Origin of the sequence: Pseudomonas sp. UBA6276, from assembly GCF_002438365.1 — a bacterium.
GTDB lineage: Bacteria > Pseudomonadota > Gammaproteobacteria > Pseudomonadales > Pseudomonadaceae > Aquipseudomonas > Aquipseudomonas coleopterorum.
Window position 1 is genome coordinate 1 of the sequence record NZ_DJUS01000034.1, and the last position, 15,813, is coordinate 15,813.

Consider the following 15,813-nt stretch of genomic DNA (forward strand, 5'->3'; position numbering starts at 1 on the left):
GCGGGGGGGGCCGGCGCGCCCCCCCGGCGGGGGGGGGGGGGGGGGGGGGGGGGGGGGTCGGGGGGGCCCCCCGGGGGGTGAAGGAGCAGATCGAATCGCTGGGGGCGAAGTTCATCGATGTGCCGTATGAAACCGACGAGGAACGCGAATGCGCCGAAGGCACGGGGGGTTACGCCCGGCCCATGCCTGCCAGCTGGATGCAGCGTCAGGCGCAGGCGGTTCACGAGCGGGCCAAGCAGGCTGACATCGTCATCACCACTGCGCTGATTCCAGGGCGCAAGGCGCCTACATTGATCAGCGCCGAAACAGTGGCACAGATGAAGCCTGGCTCGGTGGTGATCGACCTCGCAGCCCTGCAGGGCGGCAACTGCCCACTGACCGTGGCCGATCAGGTGGTGGTGCATAACGGCGTGACCATCGTCGGGCCGACCAACCTGCCGGCGCAGGTGGGTGCCGACGCTTCGGCGCTGTATGCCCGCAACCTGCTGGATTTCATGAAGCTGCTGTTCGACAAGGAAGGGCAGTTCACCATCAACCTGGAAGACGACATCGTCGCCGCGTGCCTGATGTGCCGCGATGGCCAGATCGTGCGCAAGAACGGCTGAGGACACTACAAATGGAAGACATGCTGATCTCCCACGGTATCTACAACCTGATCATTTTCGTGCTGGCCATCTATGTCGGCTATCACGTGGTCTGGAACGTGACACCTGCGCTGCACACACCCCTGATGGCCGTGACCAATGCCATTTCGGCCATTGTCATCGTCGGTGCGATGCTCGCCGCAGCGCTGACCGTGACGCCTCTGGGCAAGACCATGGGCACCCTGGCCGTTGCGCTGGCAGCGGTGAACGTATTCGGCGGGTTCCTGGTGACCCGGCGGATGCTGGAGATGTTCAAGAAGAAAGCCCCGAAAGCGAAGGATGAGGCGTCCAAACAATGAGCATGAATTTGGTTACGCTTCTTTATCTGGTGGCATCGGTGTGCTTCATCCAGGCATTGAAGGGGCTGTCCCATCCGACCACATCGCGACGCGGCAATCTGTTCGGCATGCTGGGCATGACCCTTGCGGTGCTCACCACCGTCGGCCTGATCTACAAGCTAGGCGCAGAACTGGCAACCGCCGGCATCGGCTACGTGCTGGTCGGTCTGCTGGTGGGCGGTACCGCCGGGTCGATCATGGCCAAGCGCGTGGAAATGACCAAGATGCCCGAGCTGGTCGCCTTCATGCACAGCATGATCGGTCTGGCGGCGGTGTTCATCGCTATCGCCGCCGTAGTCGAGCCGCAATCGCTGGGCATCGTCGCGCACCTGGGTGAGGCGATTCCAACCGGTAACCGCCTGGAACTGTTCCTGGGCGCAGCGATTGGCGCCATCACCTTTTCCGGCTCGGTGATTGCCTTTGGCAAGCTGTCCGGCAAATACAAGTTCCGCCTGTTCCAAGGCGCGCCCGTACAGTTTGCCGGCCAGCACAAGCTCAATCTGCTGATCGGCCTGGGTACCTTGCTGTGTGGTCTGATCTTCATGTTCACGGGCAGCTATGCCGCCTTTGGCCTGATGCTGGCCCTGGCGTTCGTCCTGGGTGTGCTGTTGATCATCCCGATCGGCGGGGCCGACATGCCGGTGGTGGTGTCCATGCTCAACAGCTATTCGGGCTGGGCTGCAGCGGGCATCGGATTCTCGCTGAACAACTCGATGCTGATCATCGCCGGTTCGCTGGTGGGTTCCAGCGGTGCGATTCTGTCCTACATCATGTGCAAGGCGATGAACCGTTCGTTCTTCAACGTCATTGGCGGTGGCTTCGGCGCCGTTGCGGACGCGGGCCCGGCGGGTGCCAAGGAAGCACGGCCAGTGAAATCGGGTTCGGCGGACGATGCCACGTTCCTGCTGACCAACGCCGACACCGTGATCATCGTGCCTGGCTATGGCCTGGCCGTGGCCCGCGCGCAGCATGCGCTCAAGGAGCTGACCGAGAAACTGACCCACGCCGGCGTGACCGTCAAATACGCGATCCATCCGGTGGCCGGACGTATGCCGGGGCACATGAACGTGCTGCTGGCCGAGGCCGAAGTGCCTTATGACCAGGTCTTCGAGATGGACGACATCAACTCCGAGTTCGGCCAGGCCGACGTGGTGCTGGTGCTCGGCGCCAACGACGTGGTCAACCCGGCGGCCAAGAACGATCCGAAATCACCCATTGCGGGGATGCCGATCCTTGAAGCGTTCAAAGCCAAGACCATCATCGTCAACAAGCGCTCGATGGCCAGCGGCTACGCCGGTTTGGACAACGAGCTGTTCTACTTGGACAAGACCATGATGGTCTTCGGCGATGCCAAGAAAGTCATCGAAGACATGGTCAAAGCTGTGGAGTAAACGCCGCACCAGGCGCTGCACTGTGAACGGCTAACCCCGCCCATGGCGGGGTTTTTTGCATCTACGGTAAAAGTGTTTTACGGGAAAAGGTGCGGAATAGAGCGGTTGATGCGACTTTGGTCGCAGGACGCGACTGCCCGCATTCACTAGACTGCGCAGCACGCGTTTCGCTTCTCGGGATAATGAACATGCACGCTGACCGTATTCGCCTGGCTTCCTTGCAGGACAAGATAATGAGCGCCGCCCAGGCGGCTGAACTGATCGAAGATGGCATGACCGTGGGCATGAGTGGCTTCACCCGTGCCGGGGAGGCCAAGGCCGTTCCCCAGGCGCTGGCGGAACGCGCGCTGCGTACACCGCTCAAGATCAGCCTGATGACTGGCGCAAGCCTAGGCAATGACCTGGACAAGCAGTTGACCGAAGCCGGTGTGCTGGCCCGGCGCATGCCATTCCAGGTCGACAGCACCTTGCGCAAGGCCATCAATGCCGGCTCGGTGATGTTCATCGACCAGCATCTGTCCGATACCGTGGAACAGCTGCGCAACCGCCAGATCAAGGCCGTCGATCTGGCCGTCATCGAATGCGTCGCCATCACCGAAGAAGGGCATCTGGTGCTCAGTACATCGGTGGGCAACTCGGCAAGTTTCGCGATCCTGGCCGAACAGGTGATCGTCGAGATCAACCTGGCGCAGCCATTGGAGCTGGAAGGTCTGCACGACATCTATATTCCCAGCTATCGGCCCACACGCCTGCCGATCCCGGTGTTGAGCGCCGATACCCGCATCGGCCGCTGCGCAGTACAGATCGACCCGGCGAAGATCAGCGCCATCGTCATCAGCCAGCAGGCCGACTCACCGTCGACTGTGCTGCCACCGGACGACGATACCCAGGCGATCGCGGGGCATCTGGTGGACTTTTTCAAGAGCGAGGTCGACGCAGGGCGTTTGACCAACAGCCTCATGCCGTTGCAGGCGGGCATCGGCACCATCGCCAATGCGGTGATGCACGGCCTGCTGGATTCACCGTTCGACAACCTGACGATGTACTCCGAAGTGCTGCAGGACTCGACCTTCGACCTGTTCGATGCCGGCAAGCTGGCGTTCGCTTCGGGCAGCTCCATGACCTTGTCGGCGCGAAAGCATGCGGAAGTCTTCAGCCACTTCGAACGATACAAATCGCGCCTGGTGCTGCGTCCGCAGGAGATTTCCAATCACCCGGAGGTGATTCGACGCCTGGGCATCATCGGTATCAACACTGCGCTGGAGTTCGACCTGTACGGCAACGTGAACTCTACCCATGTCTGCGGCACCCGGATGATGAATGGCATCGGCGGGTCGGGTGATTTTGCGCGCAACGCCCACCTGGCCATCTTCGTCACCAAATCGATTGCCAAGGGTGGTGCAATTTCCAGCGTCGTACCCATGGTCAGCCATGTCGACCACACCGAACACGACGTCGATATCCTGGTGACCGAGCAGGGCTTGGCGGATCTGCGCGGCCTGGCACCGCGGGAGCGGGCGCAGGCGGTGATCGATAACTGTGTTCATCCCCAGTATCGAGAGGCCCTGCAGGGCTATTTCGATCAGGCATGCCTACGTGGCGGCCACACGCCTCATGTCTTGCAGGAAGCACTGCAATGGCACATCAACCTGGAAGAGACCGGGCGCATGTTGGCGAGCTGAAGCGCACAGTTTAGCTGTGATGCAATACAGTTCTTGGAAGTGGTATCTGGACTCACCAGCACGAAGCATAAACTGTACTACTGTACGGGTAAAAATCGAGGTCGAGTTGCTTGGAGTGAATGCATATCGAGCAAAAATGCACTACTTGAGGGCAGACCCGTACAGTTGCCTCATTCCAGAGCAAGACAGTTGGGTTTAACAGTCAACTGACCGCACACAATACAGGTGAACTGTGCCTACTGTTCTGGACAGGGAGCGCGGAAAATGGGTACCAGATAAACCACTACTCAGCCCCGCCACAAGCGGAAGGATGTACATCATGGAACGTACCCTCAGTTCCGACCTGTTCCAGGCCAACACCAAAACTGCTCAAACTTCGGCTCCTCTGCGCTTTTTCGCCAACCTGATGCTTTGGCAGCGCCGTATCGCCAGCCGCCATCAACTGGCTCGTCTGGATGCTCGTCTGCTGGCCGATGCCGGTATCAGCGAAGCCCAGCGTTGCGAAGAGTTGAGCAAGCCGTTCTGGCGTTGATGCAACGCCGCGCTGGTGACAGAGCCTGAAGGCCGAACCAGCAACGAATTCTAAAAAAGCCCGTCGCGGTCAACGCTGACGGGCTTTTTTTTGCCTGCACAGAAGCTGACAGATACAGTTATATGATTATGATCAAAGACCATAACAGTTGAATCATCGCTCACGCTGGATGGTCGGAGTGCTGGCGCCCGAAGCTTCGAGGCGCTCTAATAAGCTTCATAGCGCTCAAACTTCGCCTTGATCTGGAGATCCATCATGTCCCGTAATCATCTGTTGGGTGCCGCCGTATTGTTGGCTCTGGCCAGCGGCGCGCAGGCTTCAAGCTTCGTCGTCACGACCGATGCACTGGTCCGTGGGGTCAATGCATCGACCAATGCAACCTCTGACCTGTCTTCCTCGCTGCGCGACAACAAGATCGTGCGTGAAGCGCGGGACGATGCGGCGAGCTTCGTCGCCAGCCAGGGCGATATCCGCGGTGCCAAGCTGGAAAGCGCTTTTGCCCATATCCGCAAGGTCGCCCCGCAGATGCAGGCCAGCGACGCGCAACTGGCCCAGGCCATTCTGGCCATCTGATGCTCTGCAACGGGTACCTCCCACAGATGAAGAATGCGGCAGGCTGCTGCAGCCTGCGCATCGCGGGTGGTTCTCGGACCCACGTTGGGCTAGCCTTGCCGGCCCAATCGCTCGACATCTGAAGCCTGATGCGTTATTTGCCACTGATTCTCGTCATCTGGGCGTCGTCGGCTACGGCCTTCGACGTGAGTCTGCAGTCCTCGGTGATCACCCTGTATGTAACCAGCAAGGTCACGACGGCGCCCTTCGATCGCAAGTTGATCCTGTCTGCCCGTGACGATGCTGCCTGCTTCGTCGCCAGCAGCGGGCGATGCCGTGGGGCACGATTGCAGGCAGCTCTGGCGAGCATTCGCCAGAAGCACCCACAAATTGCTGCCAGCGACCTTGAACTGGCGCAGGCGATACTCGTCCAATAGACACCTCGTATTACGGAGAAGCTCCATGCGTACCCCGCTGATTGCCGCTACCCTCGGCCTGTTCTTGTTGGCCGATGTGGCCCAGGCCCAAACTGTCGTGGCCACCAGTAATATCATCGTTCGTGCATTCGGCCGATCGATCGATTTCACGTCCGACACCACCACTTCGATCCGTGACTCCAAGGTGGTCCTGGAAGCTCGGGACGATGCAGCCAGCTATGTGGCCAGCCAGGGCGATATTCGTGGCGCCCAACTGGAGGCGGCTTTCAATACGCTGCGCGAACGCGTTCCACAGGCGCGCAGCGCCAGTGACCAGGATCTCGCCGAAGCCATTCTCGCACTGTGAGACGATTGGCCAGCTGGCTGCTGGCGGCAGGCCTTCTGCTGACGACGGCGCAGGCCACTGCCGGCTTGCAGCTGGTCCTTGATCGCAGCGGGCTGGACGCTCGACAGGCCGATGCCAGCCAGGCACTGCTCGACGATGCGATGGCTGCATTGCCGCCGCGCTTCGTCGAGCAACTGGACCGCCGGATCGACGTCAGTTGGTCGTCGCGCATGCCTGACAACGCCTATGGTCAGGCCTCCCTGGTCTCGAGCCTGGAGTTGAACCTGAACCAGCTGCAAGGACTGGCCGATGGCTCTTCGGCCCAGCGGCGGACCAACCGTCCCCACGGTACGGTGCGCGAGGAGCTGCTGGCCACCGTGCTTCACGAGCTGACCCATATCTATGACCGCGCGCGCCTCTGGACACCTGCCGAGCGCACGCTGGTAAGCCGCTGCGGCCGACAGGATGCAAGCCTGGGCAAGGTAGGCCTGCCCGATGAGTGCCGCGGCCAGACGACTCGCCGCTTCACCCTGAGCGACGATCCACGCCTGTTGGACTTGGCCGGCTGGCAGCAATATGTCGGGCGCCGGGGCGAGCGCGAAGAGCAGAACCGTCAGATCGTGCGCAGCCCTGATATCTATGAGGTGAGCAGCCCCAAGGAATTCGTCGCGGTCAACATGGAGTATTTTCTCCTCGACCCGACCTATGCCTGCCGTCGTCCGGCACTGTTCGAATATTTCAAGGCGCGGTTCGACTGGGCGCCCGCACGCCAGCAAAGCTGTGCTCAAGGCCTGCCGTATCTGAATGCGGGCAGCGACTTTGCCAAGACGCCGCTGGGCAAGATCGATCCTGAACGGGTCTATGCGGTGGACTACCTGCTGGCCGAGGCCAATCAGAACCTGGCCAGCCGCTGGGGGCACAGCATGCTGCGCTTGGTCATCTGCGCACCGGGGCGGCCACGTGGCCCGGACTGTCGACTGGATCTGGAACAGCACCTGGTGTTGTCCTACCGCGCGTTCGTCAATGACGTGCAGCTTTCCACCTGGGGCGGGCTGATGGGGCAATACCCCTCGCGCCTGTTCGTGTTGCCGCTGTCGCAGGTGATCGACGAATACACCAAGACCGAACTGCGCAGTCTGGCTTCGGTGCCGCTAAAGCTGGATCGGCCGGAGATCGAGTCTTTGGTGCGCCATGCGGCCGAAATGCATTGGAGCTACGACGGCAGCTACTACTTTCTGTCCAACAACTGTGCGGTGGAAAACCTCAAGCTGCTGCGCAGTGGTACGCATGATCCGCGCTTGCAGGGTATCGACAGCATCTTGCCCAACGGCTTGCTCGAGGTTCTGGAAGGCCGCGGGCTGGCCGATGGCAGCGTACTGGATGATCCGCGCGAGGCACTGCGCCTGGGTTATCGGTTCGATTCGTATCGCGATCGCTATCAGGCCATGTTCGAGGTGCTGCGCAAGCATCTGCCGATTCCACAGCAAAACGTCGAAGCATGGTTGGAGCAGAGCGCGCAGCAGCGGCAACCCTGGTTTGCCCAGGCCGATCTGCGCACCAGTGCCGCGCTGCTGTTGCTGGAGCAGGCCAGTTACCGACGTCAGCTGCTGTTGGCCCAAGAGGAAGTGAAGCAGCGCTACCTGGGTGCTCGCGAGCTAGGTGACGGTAGCGTGGCCAATGCCAACCAGATGTTGCAGGAGATCCTCGCCAACAGCGGATTTCTCAGCCGACCGGCGGAGTTGCTCGACAACGGGGGCTACGGTCTGCCGCAGACGGCGGAATGGCAGCGTCTGGAATCGGAAAGCAGTCAGCGTCAGCAACAGCTGCAGCGCCTGAGTACCGATCTGGACAAAGAGGTGAGAGCGCTGTTGACGCCTGAGCGGGCCAGAGAGATTGCGGCCACCGAAGCGAATCTCAAGCAGGTGGGGGAGCATCTGCGTGAATTGCACAAGGCGGCGGGGGGGTTGGTGTTGCCCTAGGCGGGGCCGTTGGATCTTGGGTGATCTGACTGGCCTCTTTGCGGGCAGAGCCTGCTCCCGCAAGGTCAATTGTATCGTTTTGAATGGCGAAAGGTTGTTGAAAGCTTGCCGACTTAGCATCGACTCACCCCCGGCGTAAGACCGGCCGGCCAGAAAGCAGCATCCAGATGCGCTTTCGGCCTCTTGAACAACAACAATGGTGAAACCGATGTCCTTGATGATCCCTACCCGTAGTGCCTCTCTTCCCATACTCCCGGCTCTTGCCATTCTTCGCTGAACCTATCGTTCTTCGTCCTTAGCCGCGCTGTGCCTGGAGTATTCCCATGCTGACATTCCTTGGCTTTGCCATGGTCATCACGTTCATGTTCCTGATCATGACCAAGCGCCTTTCCGCGCTGATCGCCTTGATCATCGTGCCTATCCTGTTCGCTCTGTTCGGTGGTTTTGCACCGGAAATCGGCCCGATGATGCTTGCGGGCATCACCAAGCTTGCGCCGACCGGCGTGATGCTGATGTTCGCCATCCTGTATTTCGCCCTGATGATCGATTCGGGTTTGTTCGACCCGGCAGTGCGCAAGATCCTCAAGCTGGTCAAGGGTGACCCGCTGAAAGTGTCGGTCGGCACGGCGGTACTGGCACTGATCGTTTCGCTGGACGGTGACGGCGCGACCACCTACATGATCTGCGTGGCGGCCATGCTGCCGCTGTACCAGCGCATCGGCATGAGCCCGAGGATCATGGCCGGCTTGATCATCCTGGCAGGCGGGGTCATGAACATGACGCCGTGGGGTGGTCCCACCGCACGTGCCGCCAGCGCCTTGCATGTCGACCCTTCGGACATCTTCGTACCGATGATCCCGGCCATGGCGTTCGGCGTCATCGCCATCCTGGTGATTGCCTACATGTACGGCAAGCGGGAGCGCGTTCGCCTGGGCGAGCTGCATTTGCAAGGCGATGAAATAGACCACAGCGAGATCAGCGTCTCGCAGTACCCGGACGCGCGCCGGCCCAAATTGATCTGGTTCAACGGCGGCTTGACCCTGCTGTTGATGGTGACTTTGATCATGGGCCTGCTGCCGCTGCCGGTGCTGTTCATGATCGCGTTCAGTATCGCCATGATCGTCAACTACCCGTGCCTGGAAGCGCAGAAGGCACGTGTTGCCGCTCACTCCGGCAGCGTTCTGGCAGTGGTCGGGTTGATCTTCGCCGCTGGTATCTTCACCGGCATCCTGACCGGTACCGGCATGGTCGACGCCATGTCCAAGAGCCTGCTGGCCGTGATTCCAGATGCCATGGGCCCGTACCTGGCCGTGATCACCGCGTTGGTGAGCATGCCGTTCACCTTTTTCATGTCGAACGATGCCTTCTACTATGGCGTCCTGCCGGTACTCGCCGAAGCGGCTGCGCACTACGGTATCTCGCCGGTCGAGATGGCCCGTGCCTCGATCGTCGGACAGCCGGTGCACCTGCTCAGCCCGCTGGTCCCCTCGACCTACCTGCTGGTGGCCCTGGCCGGTATCGAGTTCGGTGACCACCAGCGCTTCACCCTCAAGTGGGCAGTACTGGTTTGCCTGTGCATAATGTTCGCCGCACTGGCCATGGGGATCTTTCCTCTGTTCAGCAGTCTATAAATCTTATTCGCGGGCCAGGCCGGATGACGTTGCGCCGCTGCCATTCACAGGTAGCGGCGCCATAGTCTCCGGCCTTGCGTCGCCCTGGCCTCCAACACGAAGGACTTCACATGGAATGGTTCACCAACCCGGAAATCTGGGTTGCTTTCTTGACCCTGACAGCACTGGAAATCGTGCTGGGCATCGACAACATCATCATGATCTCGATCCTGGTGAGCCGCATGCCCAAGCACATGCAGGCGCGTACGCGAATCTTCGGCCTGGCGCTGGCGATGGTCACGCGTATCCTGCTGCTCCTTTCGATCACTTGGGTCATGCGCCTGACCGCCGACCTGTTCGTGGTGTTCGGCCAGGGCATTTCCGGGCGTGATCTGATTCTGTTCTTCGGTGGCCTGTTCCTGCTGTGGAAAAGCTCGCAAGAGATCTACCACGGCATGGAAGGTGAAGAAGAGGGCGGGGACGAAGTTGCAGGCAAGGGCGGCAACTTCATCTACACCATCATTCAGATCGCCATCATCGACATCGTGTTTTCGCTGGATTCGGTCATCACCGCGGTCGGCATGGTGTCCCATGTGCCGGTCATGGTCGCTGCGATCATCGTCGCGGTGTTGGTGATGATGGTCGCCTCGGGCACCATCAGCCGCTTCATCGATCAGCACCCGTCGCTGAAGATGCTGGCGCTGTCGTTCCTGCTGGTGGTCGGTACCGTACTGATCGCCGAAGCCTTCGATGTGCATGTGCCCAAGGGTTACGTGTATTTCGCCATGGCCTTCTCCCTGGCCGTGGAAGCGATCAACATCAAGATGCGTACCGCCATCGCGCGCAAGCGTCGCGAGTCTCAGGAAGAGTCCTGAGCCTGCAGGGCTGCGTGTCGCCCTGGCGGCACGCAGTGATGGCCAGCAATGTGCTATGAACGACTCGCCGGTCAGGGAGTCTGTTCCATTGACTTGGCCGATTTCGATGGAAGGGATTCATGCACGAGCGGGTGAAAAGCGCTCCAGGTACGCAGCTGCGCCTGCTGTGCCTGTGGCTTCTGGCAGCGGCGCTGTTGTGCGCCGGCCGTGAAGCCTTGGCGCTGGACCGTTTCCAGGTTGAAGGCTATCTGTTGCCCAATGGCCTGCAACTGCTGCTCAAGCCTGGCGACGAACGTGCCCATGTGTCCATCCGCCTGGTTGTCGGCGTGGGTTTCGACGACTTCTCCTGCGCCGATCAGGAATTGCCCCACCTGCTCGAGCACCTGCTGTTCAGCGGTATCGACGAGCACGGCGAAGGCGGCCTCGAAGAGCGCATGCAAGCGCTGGGCGGCGAATGGAATGCCTTCACCAGCAGTGCCGACACCACTTTCGTGATCGAAGCACCGGCGCGCAATCAGCGCAAGGTGCTCGACCTGCTGCTGGCCGCCATCACCCAGACCAGAATCGATGACAACGTCCTGGCAAGCACCAAGCGCATCATCGAGCACGAAGATGGCACCCATCACTCCCACCTGCAGCACCTGCTCGACAAGCCAGCTCAGGACAGCAATGCCAGCAGCCAGTTGGCCATCGAGTTGGGGCTCAAGTGTCCGCAGCCTGCGGAAGTCACCGATCTGACCCTGGAACAGGTGCGTGAGGTTCGGCAGAACTGGTATGCACCGAACAACATGAGCCTGATCGTCGTCGGAGGCCTGGACAAGCTGTTGCCCGCCTATCTTGAGCGGACCTGGGGCGCGCTGGACGCGGTCGAGCCCAGCGATCATCAGGATCTTCGTTCAGTCACCCACGAAGCCGAGCCGCAGGCCGAGCTGATACGCGGCTGGCTGGGCGACGACGCCACGCTTCACCTGTATTTCCTCGAGCCGGTGCTGGATACCGCCCACCCGGCGACGCTGGACCTCCTGCAAAGTTATCTGGAGTGGGAGCTGTACCGCGAACTGCGACTGGCCCACGGATTGTCGTACGGCCCCTGGGTGGCCCGCGAGTCGTATGGCGACAGCGGCCTGTTGAGCCTGAATGCCGCGGTGGACCAGGCCGATATCGGTCAGGCAGGTCTGGTCATGGGGCAGATGATCGCGCGTCTGCGCGACAACGGTGTGGACGCTGCGACCTTCAAGCGCCTCAAGAACCTGGCGATTGCCCGGCAAGCATGGGCGGCACAAGGCAACATTGCCTTGGCCGACTACTATTGGGGGGCATTGGCCGACTATACCGACGGCCGCTTTGCCAGCCCGGCACGGCAGTTGGGGCAGGTCACCGTGGAAGATGCCAATACTGCATTGCGTCAGCTGGTCAGCAAGCCGGGGTACATACGTGTGGAAAAACCGCTGCTCAGCTATGACCAGTTCTATCAGCTTGCCTGGGCAGTGTTGATCGGCCTGGCACTATTGCTGGTGGGCCTGATCGTATGGCGGCGTCGCGCCAAACGACACTGAGCCCTGCCAGAGCCGTCTTCTGATTGCCGTTTCTTTGCCTTTTTGTGTGGAAGACCATGCCGTACTTCGTCCAGCGACTCATCGACCTTATCAAACGCTATCCGGGCGTGATCGCGCTGGGCGGTTTCCTGTCCGGGATCGGCAGCTTCGTGCTGGTCGATCGGCAGGCAGGGCTGGCCAGCTGGATCGCGGTGGTGATGCTGCTGACCTGGGTCTGGCTGATGCTGGAAAACACCTTCACCCAGTTGTTCGCACGGGTGTTCAAGCGCGAGATACCGACGCCGGTGCTGCGCTATGCCACGCAGATGATCCACCAGGAAAGTCTGTTCTTCGTGCTGCCTTTCTTCTATATCACCACCACATGGAACAGTGGCCAATGGGTGTTCACCGGCTTGCTGACCCTGGCCGGGCTGGTGTCGATCATCGATCCGCTGTACTACAAATGGGTCGCGCCCCGGCGCTGGCTGTTCATGGCGCTGCACACCTTCACGCTGTTCGCGGCGTTGCTCACGGCGCTGCCGATCATCCTGCACCTGACCACCGATGAAAGCTTCAAGCTGGCGCTGGCCATCGCCATGCTGCTGGCTTTTCCAAGCCTCGCCGTCAGCTTTCCGATCAATCACTGGCGCCGGGGCGTGGCGCTGGTGGGGGTGACCCTGATGATCGGCGGCGCTGGGTGGCTGCTGCGCTCCTGGGTACCGCCTGCGACCCTATGGCTGACGGAGGTGGCGGTGACCACCGAGCTGGACAATCGTAGCCGCACTCATGGGGACAGTCTGGAGACGGTCAGCGCGGCGCAACTGCGCAGTGGTGGTCTGTATGCCTACACCGCAATCAACGCCCCACGGGGCCTGGACGAGCGGATCTACCACGTGTGGCAGCACAAGGGTAAGGAAGTCGACCGCATCGCCCTGGACATCCACGGCGGCCGCAAGGAAGGTTATCGCGCCTGGAGCCACAAGCAGAACTTCCCCGACGATGTCACGGGAAGGTGGCAGGTGCGGGTCCTGACCGAAGATGGCCAGATTGTCGGCGTATTACGCTTCAAGGTGACCGACGACGCCACTCAGGCAGCGGTGGCGCCGAAGAACCAGTAGCACACGACGATGGCCGCAATGACCCCGGCCAGGTCCGCCAACAGTGCGCAGCCCACGGCGTGGCGGGCGCGCTGGATGCCCACGGCGCCGAAGTACACTGCCAGCACATAGAAGGTGGTTTCGGTACTGCCTTGAATGGTGGCCGCGACCAGGGCCGCAAAACTGTCCACGCCGTGGGACTGCATGGTTTCGATCAGCATCGCCCGCGCGGCACTGCCGGAGAACGGCTTGACCAGTGCGGTTGGCAGGGCGTCGACGAAACGGGTGTCCATGCCCAGCCACTGGACCAGGTGGCGAATCCCGTCCAACCCCAGCTCCAGGGCGCCCGAAGCGCGCAGCACGCCGACCGCACAGAGCATGGCGACCAGGTAGGGCAGCAGGCTCTTGGCGACATCGAAACCTTCCTTGGCGCCCTCGACGAATGCTTCGTAGACCTGGACCTTGCGCAGCGCCCCGATGGCCAGAAAGAGGATGATCAGGCCGAACAGGGTGAGGTTGCCCAGGATCGACGACAGCCCTGCAAGCGCGGTCGCCGACAGGGTGCCCAGAAACGCCATGAACAGGCCCAGCAGCAGCGCACCCGGGATCAGATAGGCCAGAACCACCGGATCCCAGAGGCGCAAACGCTGCATCACAGCCACTGCCAGCAGGCCGACCAGCGTACCGGCGGAAGTGGCCAGCAGGATCGGCAGAAAGACCAGAGTCGGGTCCACGGCGCCCTGCTGGGCGCGGTACATGAAGATCGATACCGGCAGGAGGGTCAGAGACGAGGCGTTGAGCACCAGGAAGAGGATCTGCGCATTGCTTGCCGTGGTAGCGCTGGGGTTGAGTTCCTGCAGCGAGCGCATGGCCTTGAGGCCGATGGGCGTCGCGGCGTTGTCCAGGCCCAGGCCATTGGCGGCGAAGTTCATGGTGATCAGCCCCAGTGCCGGATGCCCGCGCGGAACCTCGGGCATCAGCCGGCTGAACAGCGGCCCGAGGATCTTGGCCAGCCAATCGACGATGCCTGCCTTCTCGGCGATTTTCAGAAAACCCAACCAGAGCGTGAGGGTGCCGAACAGCAGGACCATCACTTCGACCGACAGCTTGGCCATGGCGAACAGGCTTTCGACCATGGCGGCGAAGATACCGGCGTTGCCGCCGACCAGCCATTGGCCGAAGGCCGAGATCGCGGCGATCAGAAAGAAGCTGAGCCACAGGCCGTTCAGCATGGGTATTCCCTCATTCGAAGATGCGCGGATGATAGCCCAAAGCGAAGTGGGATTCTGCCCCGCAGGGCAGTGGGGGGTGTCAGGATTTTCGCGCGAAGCCGGACGCGGCTTGCACCGCGACAGGGAGGCACCTATAGCGGTTGTGAGCCCTTCGCGGGCAGAGCCCGCTCCCACAGTTTCATGTAGCTGCGGCGCGAGCTGTGTCAGGAAGCGACGCGCTCCTTGTTGCGCCAATGCGGCAGGGAGTTCCAGTAGCGCTCGCCCTTGGCATCGTCGTACATGCCTTCCCAGCGCGAGATCACCAGCACTGCCAAGGCATTGCCGATCACGTTGAGCGCGGTGCGGGCCATGTCCATGATGCGGTCGACGCCGGCGATGAAGGCCAGGCCTTCGAGGGGGATGCCGACACTGCCCAGTGTTGCCAGCAGGACCACGAACGACACGCCCGGCACGCCGGCGATGCCTTTGGAGGTCACCATCAAGGTCAGCACCAGCATCAGCTGTTGCCCGATCGACAGGTCGATGCCATACAGTTGGGCGATGAACAGCGCAGCGATGCTTTGATAGAGAGTCGAGCCGTCGAGGTTGAACGAGTACCCGGTCGGTACCACGAAGCTGCTGATGGCCTTGGGCGCACCATAGGCTTCCATCTTTTCGATCACCCGCGGCAACACGGTTTCGGAACTGGCCGTGGAATACGCCAGCACCAGTTCATCCTTGAAGATCCGGAACAGCTTGAAGACCGAGAAGCCGAACAGGCGTGCAATCAGCCCCAGCACGACGATGGCGAAGAACAGGATCGCCACGTAGACCAGCACCACCAGCTTGGCCAGGGGCAGCAGCGAAGCGAAGCCGAAGTTGGCCACCGTCACTGCAATCAGGGCGAAGACCCCGATAGGGGCGTAGTTCATGATCATGTGGGTGACCTTGAACATGGTTTCCGATACGCCTTGGAAGACCTTCACCAACGGCTCGCGTGTCTCGCTGGGCAGGCTCGACAGGCCAAGGCCGAACAACACCGAGAAAAAGATGATCGGCAGCATGTCGCCGCGCACGATCGAGGCGAACACATTGGAGGGAATCAGGTTGAGAAGTGTGGCCACGAAAGCATGGTCATGCTGCACCTCGGCCGTAGTCTTCTGGTACTGCGAGATGTCCACGGTACCCAGGGTACTCATGTCGATACCCACACCGGGCTGGAACAGGTTGGCCAGGCCCAGGCCGACCAGAATGGCCACCGTCGTCACCACCTCGAAGTAGAGGATGGTCTTGACGCCGATGCGGCCCAGCTTTTTCGCATCACCAACCCCGGCGATGCCGACGATCAGCGACGAGATCACAATAGGGATCACGATCATCTTGATCAGGCGGATGAAGATATCCCCTGCCGGCTGCAGGATGTTGCTGATCCACCAGGCCTTCTCGGCGCTGAAATGATTGAGCAATGCACCCAGTGCGATACCTAGTACCAAGCCGATGAGTATCTGCCAAGCGAGGCTCAGTTTTGCCTTCTTCATGTCGTTACCCTTTTTCCAAGTCAACTCGTGAGCGCCGCGCGGAAACCGAACGGCCCTCCGTAGAGGC

General features: G+C 61.1%; 14 protein-coding genes and 1 pseudogene. 13 read left to right on the forward strand and 2 right to left on the reverse strand.

Translation table 11 applies throughout. The features are described from left to right. Positions 1–77 precede the first annotated feature (77 nt). The 13 genes and pseudogenes from B2V21_RS03845 to B2V21_RS03905 form a co-directional block, all read left to right on the forward strand. A pseudogene (locus B2V21_RS03845) lies at positions 78–605 on the forward strand (NAD(P)(+) transhydrogenase (Re/Si-specific) subunit alpha); the annotation flags it as partial. A gap of 11 nt (positions 606–616) precedes the next feature. After that, positions 617–943, forward strand: a complete 327-nt coding sequence (locus B2V21_RS03850) for an NAD(P) transhydrogenase subunit alpha (RefSeq protein WP_122714883.1) — start codon at positions 617–619, stop codon at positions 941–943. Then, positions 940–2,373 carry an NAD(P)(+) transhydrogenase (Re/Si-specific) subunit beta gene (locus B2V21_RS03855; RefSeq protein WP_286916076.1) on the forward strand — a complete coding sequence of 478 codons (1,434 nt, stop codon included), beginning with the start codon at positions 940–942 and terminating at the stop codon, positions 2,371–2,373. The genes B2V21_RS03850 and B2V21_RS03855 overlap by 4 nt, the downstream gene beginning before the upstream one ends. Before the next feature lie 188 nt (positions 2,374–2,561). Next, complete coding sequence (locus B2V21_RS03860; RefSeq protein ID WP_056844904.1) at positions 2,562–4,055, forward strand: acetyl-CoA hydrolase/transferase family protein; 1,494 nt, start codon at positions 2,562–2,564, stop codon at positions 4,053–4,055. A 319-nt stretch (positions 4,056–4,374) separates the two neighbouring features. After that, on the forward strand, positions 4,375–4,587 hold the full coding sequence (locus tag B2V21_RS03865) for a DUF1127 domain-containing protein (RefSeq protein ID WP_049860536.1): 213 nt from the start codon (positions 4,375–4,377) through the stop codon (positions 4,585–4,587). Between the two features lie 255 nt (positions 4,588–4,842). Next, the gene (locus B2V21_RS03870) at positions 4,843–5,160 is read left to right on the forward strand and encodes a DUF2388 domain-containing protein (protein WP_043191880.1); all 318 of its coding nucleotides are present in this window, start codon (positions 4,843–4,845) and stop codon (positions 5,158–5,160) included. A 128-nt stretch (positions 5,161–5,288) separates the two neighbouring features. Beyond that, on the forward strand, positions 5,289–5,576 hold the full coding sequence (locus B2V21_RS03875) for a DUF2388 domain-containing protein (protein ID WP_286916077.1): 288 nt from the start codon (positions 5,289–5,291) through the stop codon (positions 5,574–5,576). Between the two features lie 25 nt (positions 5,577–5,601). Next, a complete protein-coding gene (locus B2V21_RS03880) occupies positions 5,602–5,922 on the forward strand; it encodes a DUF2388 domain-containing protein (protein ID WP_049860534.1) in 321 nt (106 codons plus the stop codon). Next, positions 5,919–7,880 (forward strand): DUF4105 domain-containing protein, encoded by a 1,962-nt coding sequence (locus B2V21_RS03885; RefSeq protein ID WP_286916078.1) that lies wholly within the window; start codon positions 5,919–5,921, stop codon positions 7,878–7,880. The genes B2V21_RS03880 and B2V21_RS03885 overlap by 4 nt, the downstream gene beginning before the upstream one ends. A 323-nt stretch (positions 7,881–8,203) precedes the next feature. Beyond that, entirely contained in the window at positions 8,204–9,511 is a 1,308-nt protein-coding gene (locus B2V21_RS03890; RefSeq protein ID WP_049860532.1) for a CitMHS family transporter, read from the forward strand. A 110-nt stretch (positions 9,512–9,621) separates the two neighbouring features. Next, entirely contained in the window at positions 9,622–10,365 is a 744-nt protein-coding gene (locus B2V21_RS03895; RefSeq protein WP_049860531.1) for a TerC family protein, read from the forward strand. Between the two features lie 119 nt (positions 10,366–10,484). Further along, positions 10,485–11,921 (forward strand): M16 family metallopeptidase, encoded by a 1,437-nt coding sequence (locus B2V21_RS03900; RefSeq protein ID WP_286916079.1) that lies wholly within the window; start codon positions 10,485–10,487, stop codon positions 11,919–11,921. 56 nt (positions 11,922–11,977) lie between these two features. After that, the gene (locus tag B2V21_RS03905) at positions 11,978–13,018 is read left to right on the forward strand and encodes a DUF5924 family protein (protein WP_056844901.1); all 1,041 of its coding nucleotides are present in this window, start codon (positions 11,978–11,980) and stop codon (positions 13,016–13,018) included. Here B2V21_RS03905 and B2V21_RS03910 read toward each other — a convergent pair. Both B2V21_RS03910 and gltP read right to left on the reverse strand, forming a co-directional pair. Continuing rightward, on the reverse strand, positions 12,988–14,229 hold the full coding sequence (locus tag B2V21_RS03910; RefSeq protein ID WP_122743104.1) for a nucleoside recognition domain-containing protein: 1,242 nt from the start codon (positions 14,227–14,229) through the stop codon (positions 12,988–12,990). The genes B2V21_RS03905 and B2V21_RS03910 overlap by 31 nt on opposite strands. 203 nt (positions 14,230–14,432) lie before the next feature. Then, positions 14,433–15,746 carry a glutamate/aspartate:proton symporter GltP gene (gene gltP, locus B2V21_RS03915; protein WP_049860528.1) on the reverse strand — a complete coding sequence of 438 codons (1,314 nt, stop codon included), beginning with the start codon at positions 15,744–15,746 and terminating at the stop codon, positions 14,433–14,435. Between the last annotated feature and the right edge of the window lie 67 nt (positions 15,747–15,813).

Bases quoted from the DNA above. Each gene is read 5' to 3' on its own strand.
- B2V21_RS03850 (WP_122714883.1), top strand. From the start codon at position 617: ATGGAAGACATGCTGATCTCCCACGGTATCTACAACCTGATCATTTTC.
- B2V21_RS03855 (WP_286916076.1), top strand. From the start codon at position 940: ATGAGCATGAATTTGGTTACGCTTCTTTATCTGGTGGCATCGGTGTGC.
- B2V21_RS03860 (WP_056844904.1), top strand. From the start codon at position 2,562: ATGCACGCTGACCGTATTCGCCTGGCTTCCTTGCAGGACAAGATAATG.
- B2V21_RS03865 (WP_049860536.1), top strand. From the start codon at position 4,375: ATGGAACGTACCCTCAGTTCCGACCTGTTCCAGGCCAACACCAAAACT.
- B2V21_RS03870 (WP_043191880.1), top strand. From the start codon at position 4,843: ATGTCCCGTAATCATCTGTTGGGTGCCGCCGTATTGTTGGCTCTGGCC.
- B2V21_RS03875 (WP_286916077.1), top strand. From the start codon at position 5,289: ATGCGTTATTTGCCACTGATTCTCGTCATCTGGGCGTCGTCGGCTACG.
- B2V21_RS03880 (WP_049860534.1), top strand. From the start codon at position 5,602: ATGCGTACCCCGCTGATTGCCGCTACCCTCGGCCTGTTCTTGTTGGCC.
- B2V21_RS03890 (WP_049860532.1), top strand. From the start codon at position 8,204: ATGCTGACATTCCTTGGCTTTGCCATGGTCATCACGTTCATGTTCCTG.
- B2V21_RS03895 (WP_049860531.1), top strand. From the start codon at position 9,622: ATGGAATGGTTCACCAACCCGGAAATCTGGGTTGCTTTCTTGACCCTG.
- B2V21_RS03900 (WP_286916079.1), top strand. From the start codon at position 10,485: ATGCACGAGCGGGTGAAAAGCGCTCCAGGTACGCAGCTGCGCCTGCTG.
- B2V21_RS03905 (WP_056844901.1), top strand. From the start codon at position 11,978: ATGCCGTACTTCGTCCAGCGACTCATCGACCTTATCAAACGCTATCCG.
- B2V21_RS03910 (WP_122743104.1), bottom strand. From the start codon at position 14,229: ATGCTGAACGGCCTGTGGCTCAGCTTCTTTCTGATCGCCGCGATCTCG.
- gltP (WP_049860528.1), bottom strand. From the start codon at position 15,746: ATGAAGAAGGCAAAACTGAGCCTCGCTTGGCAGATACTCATCGGCTTG.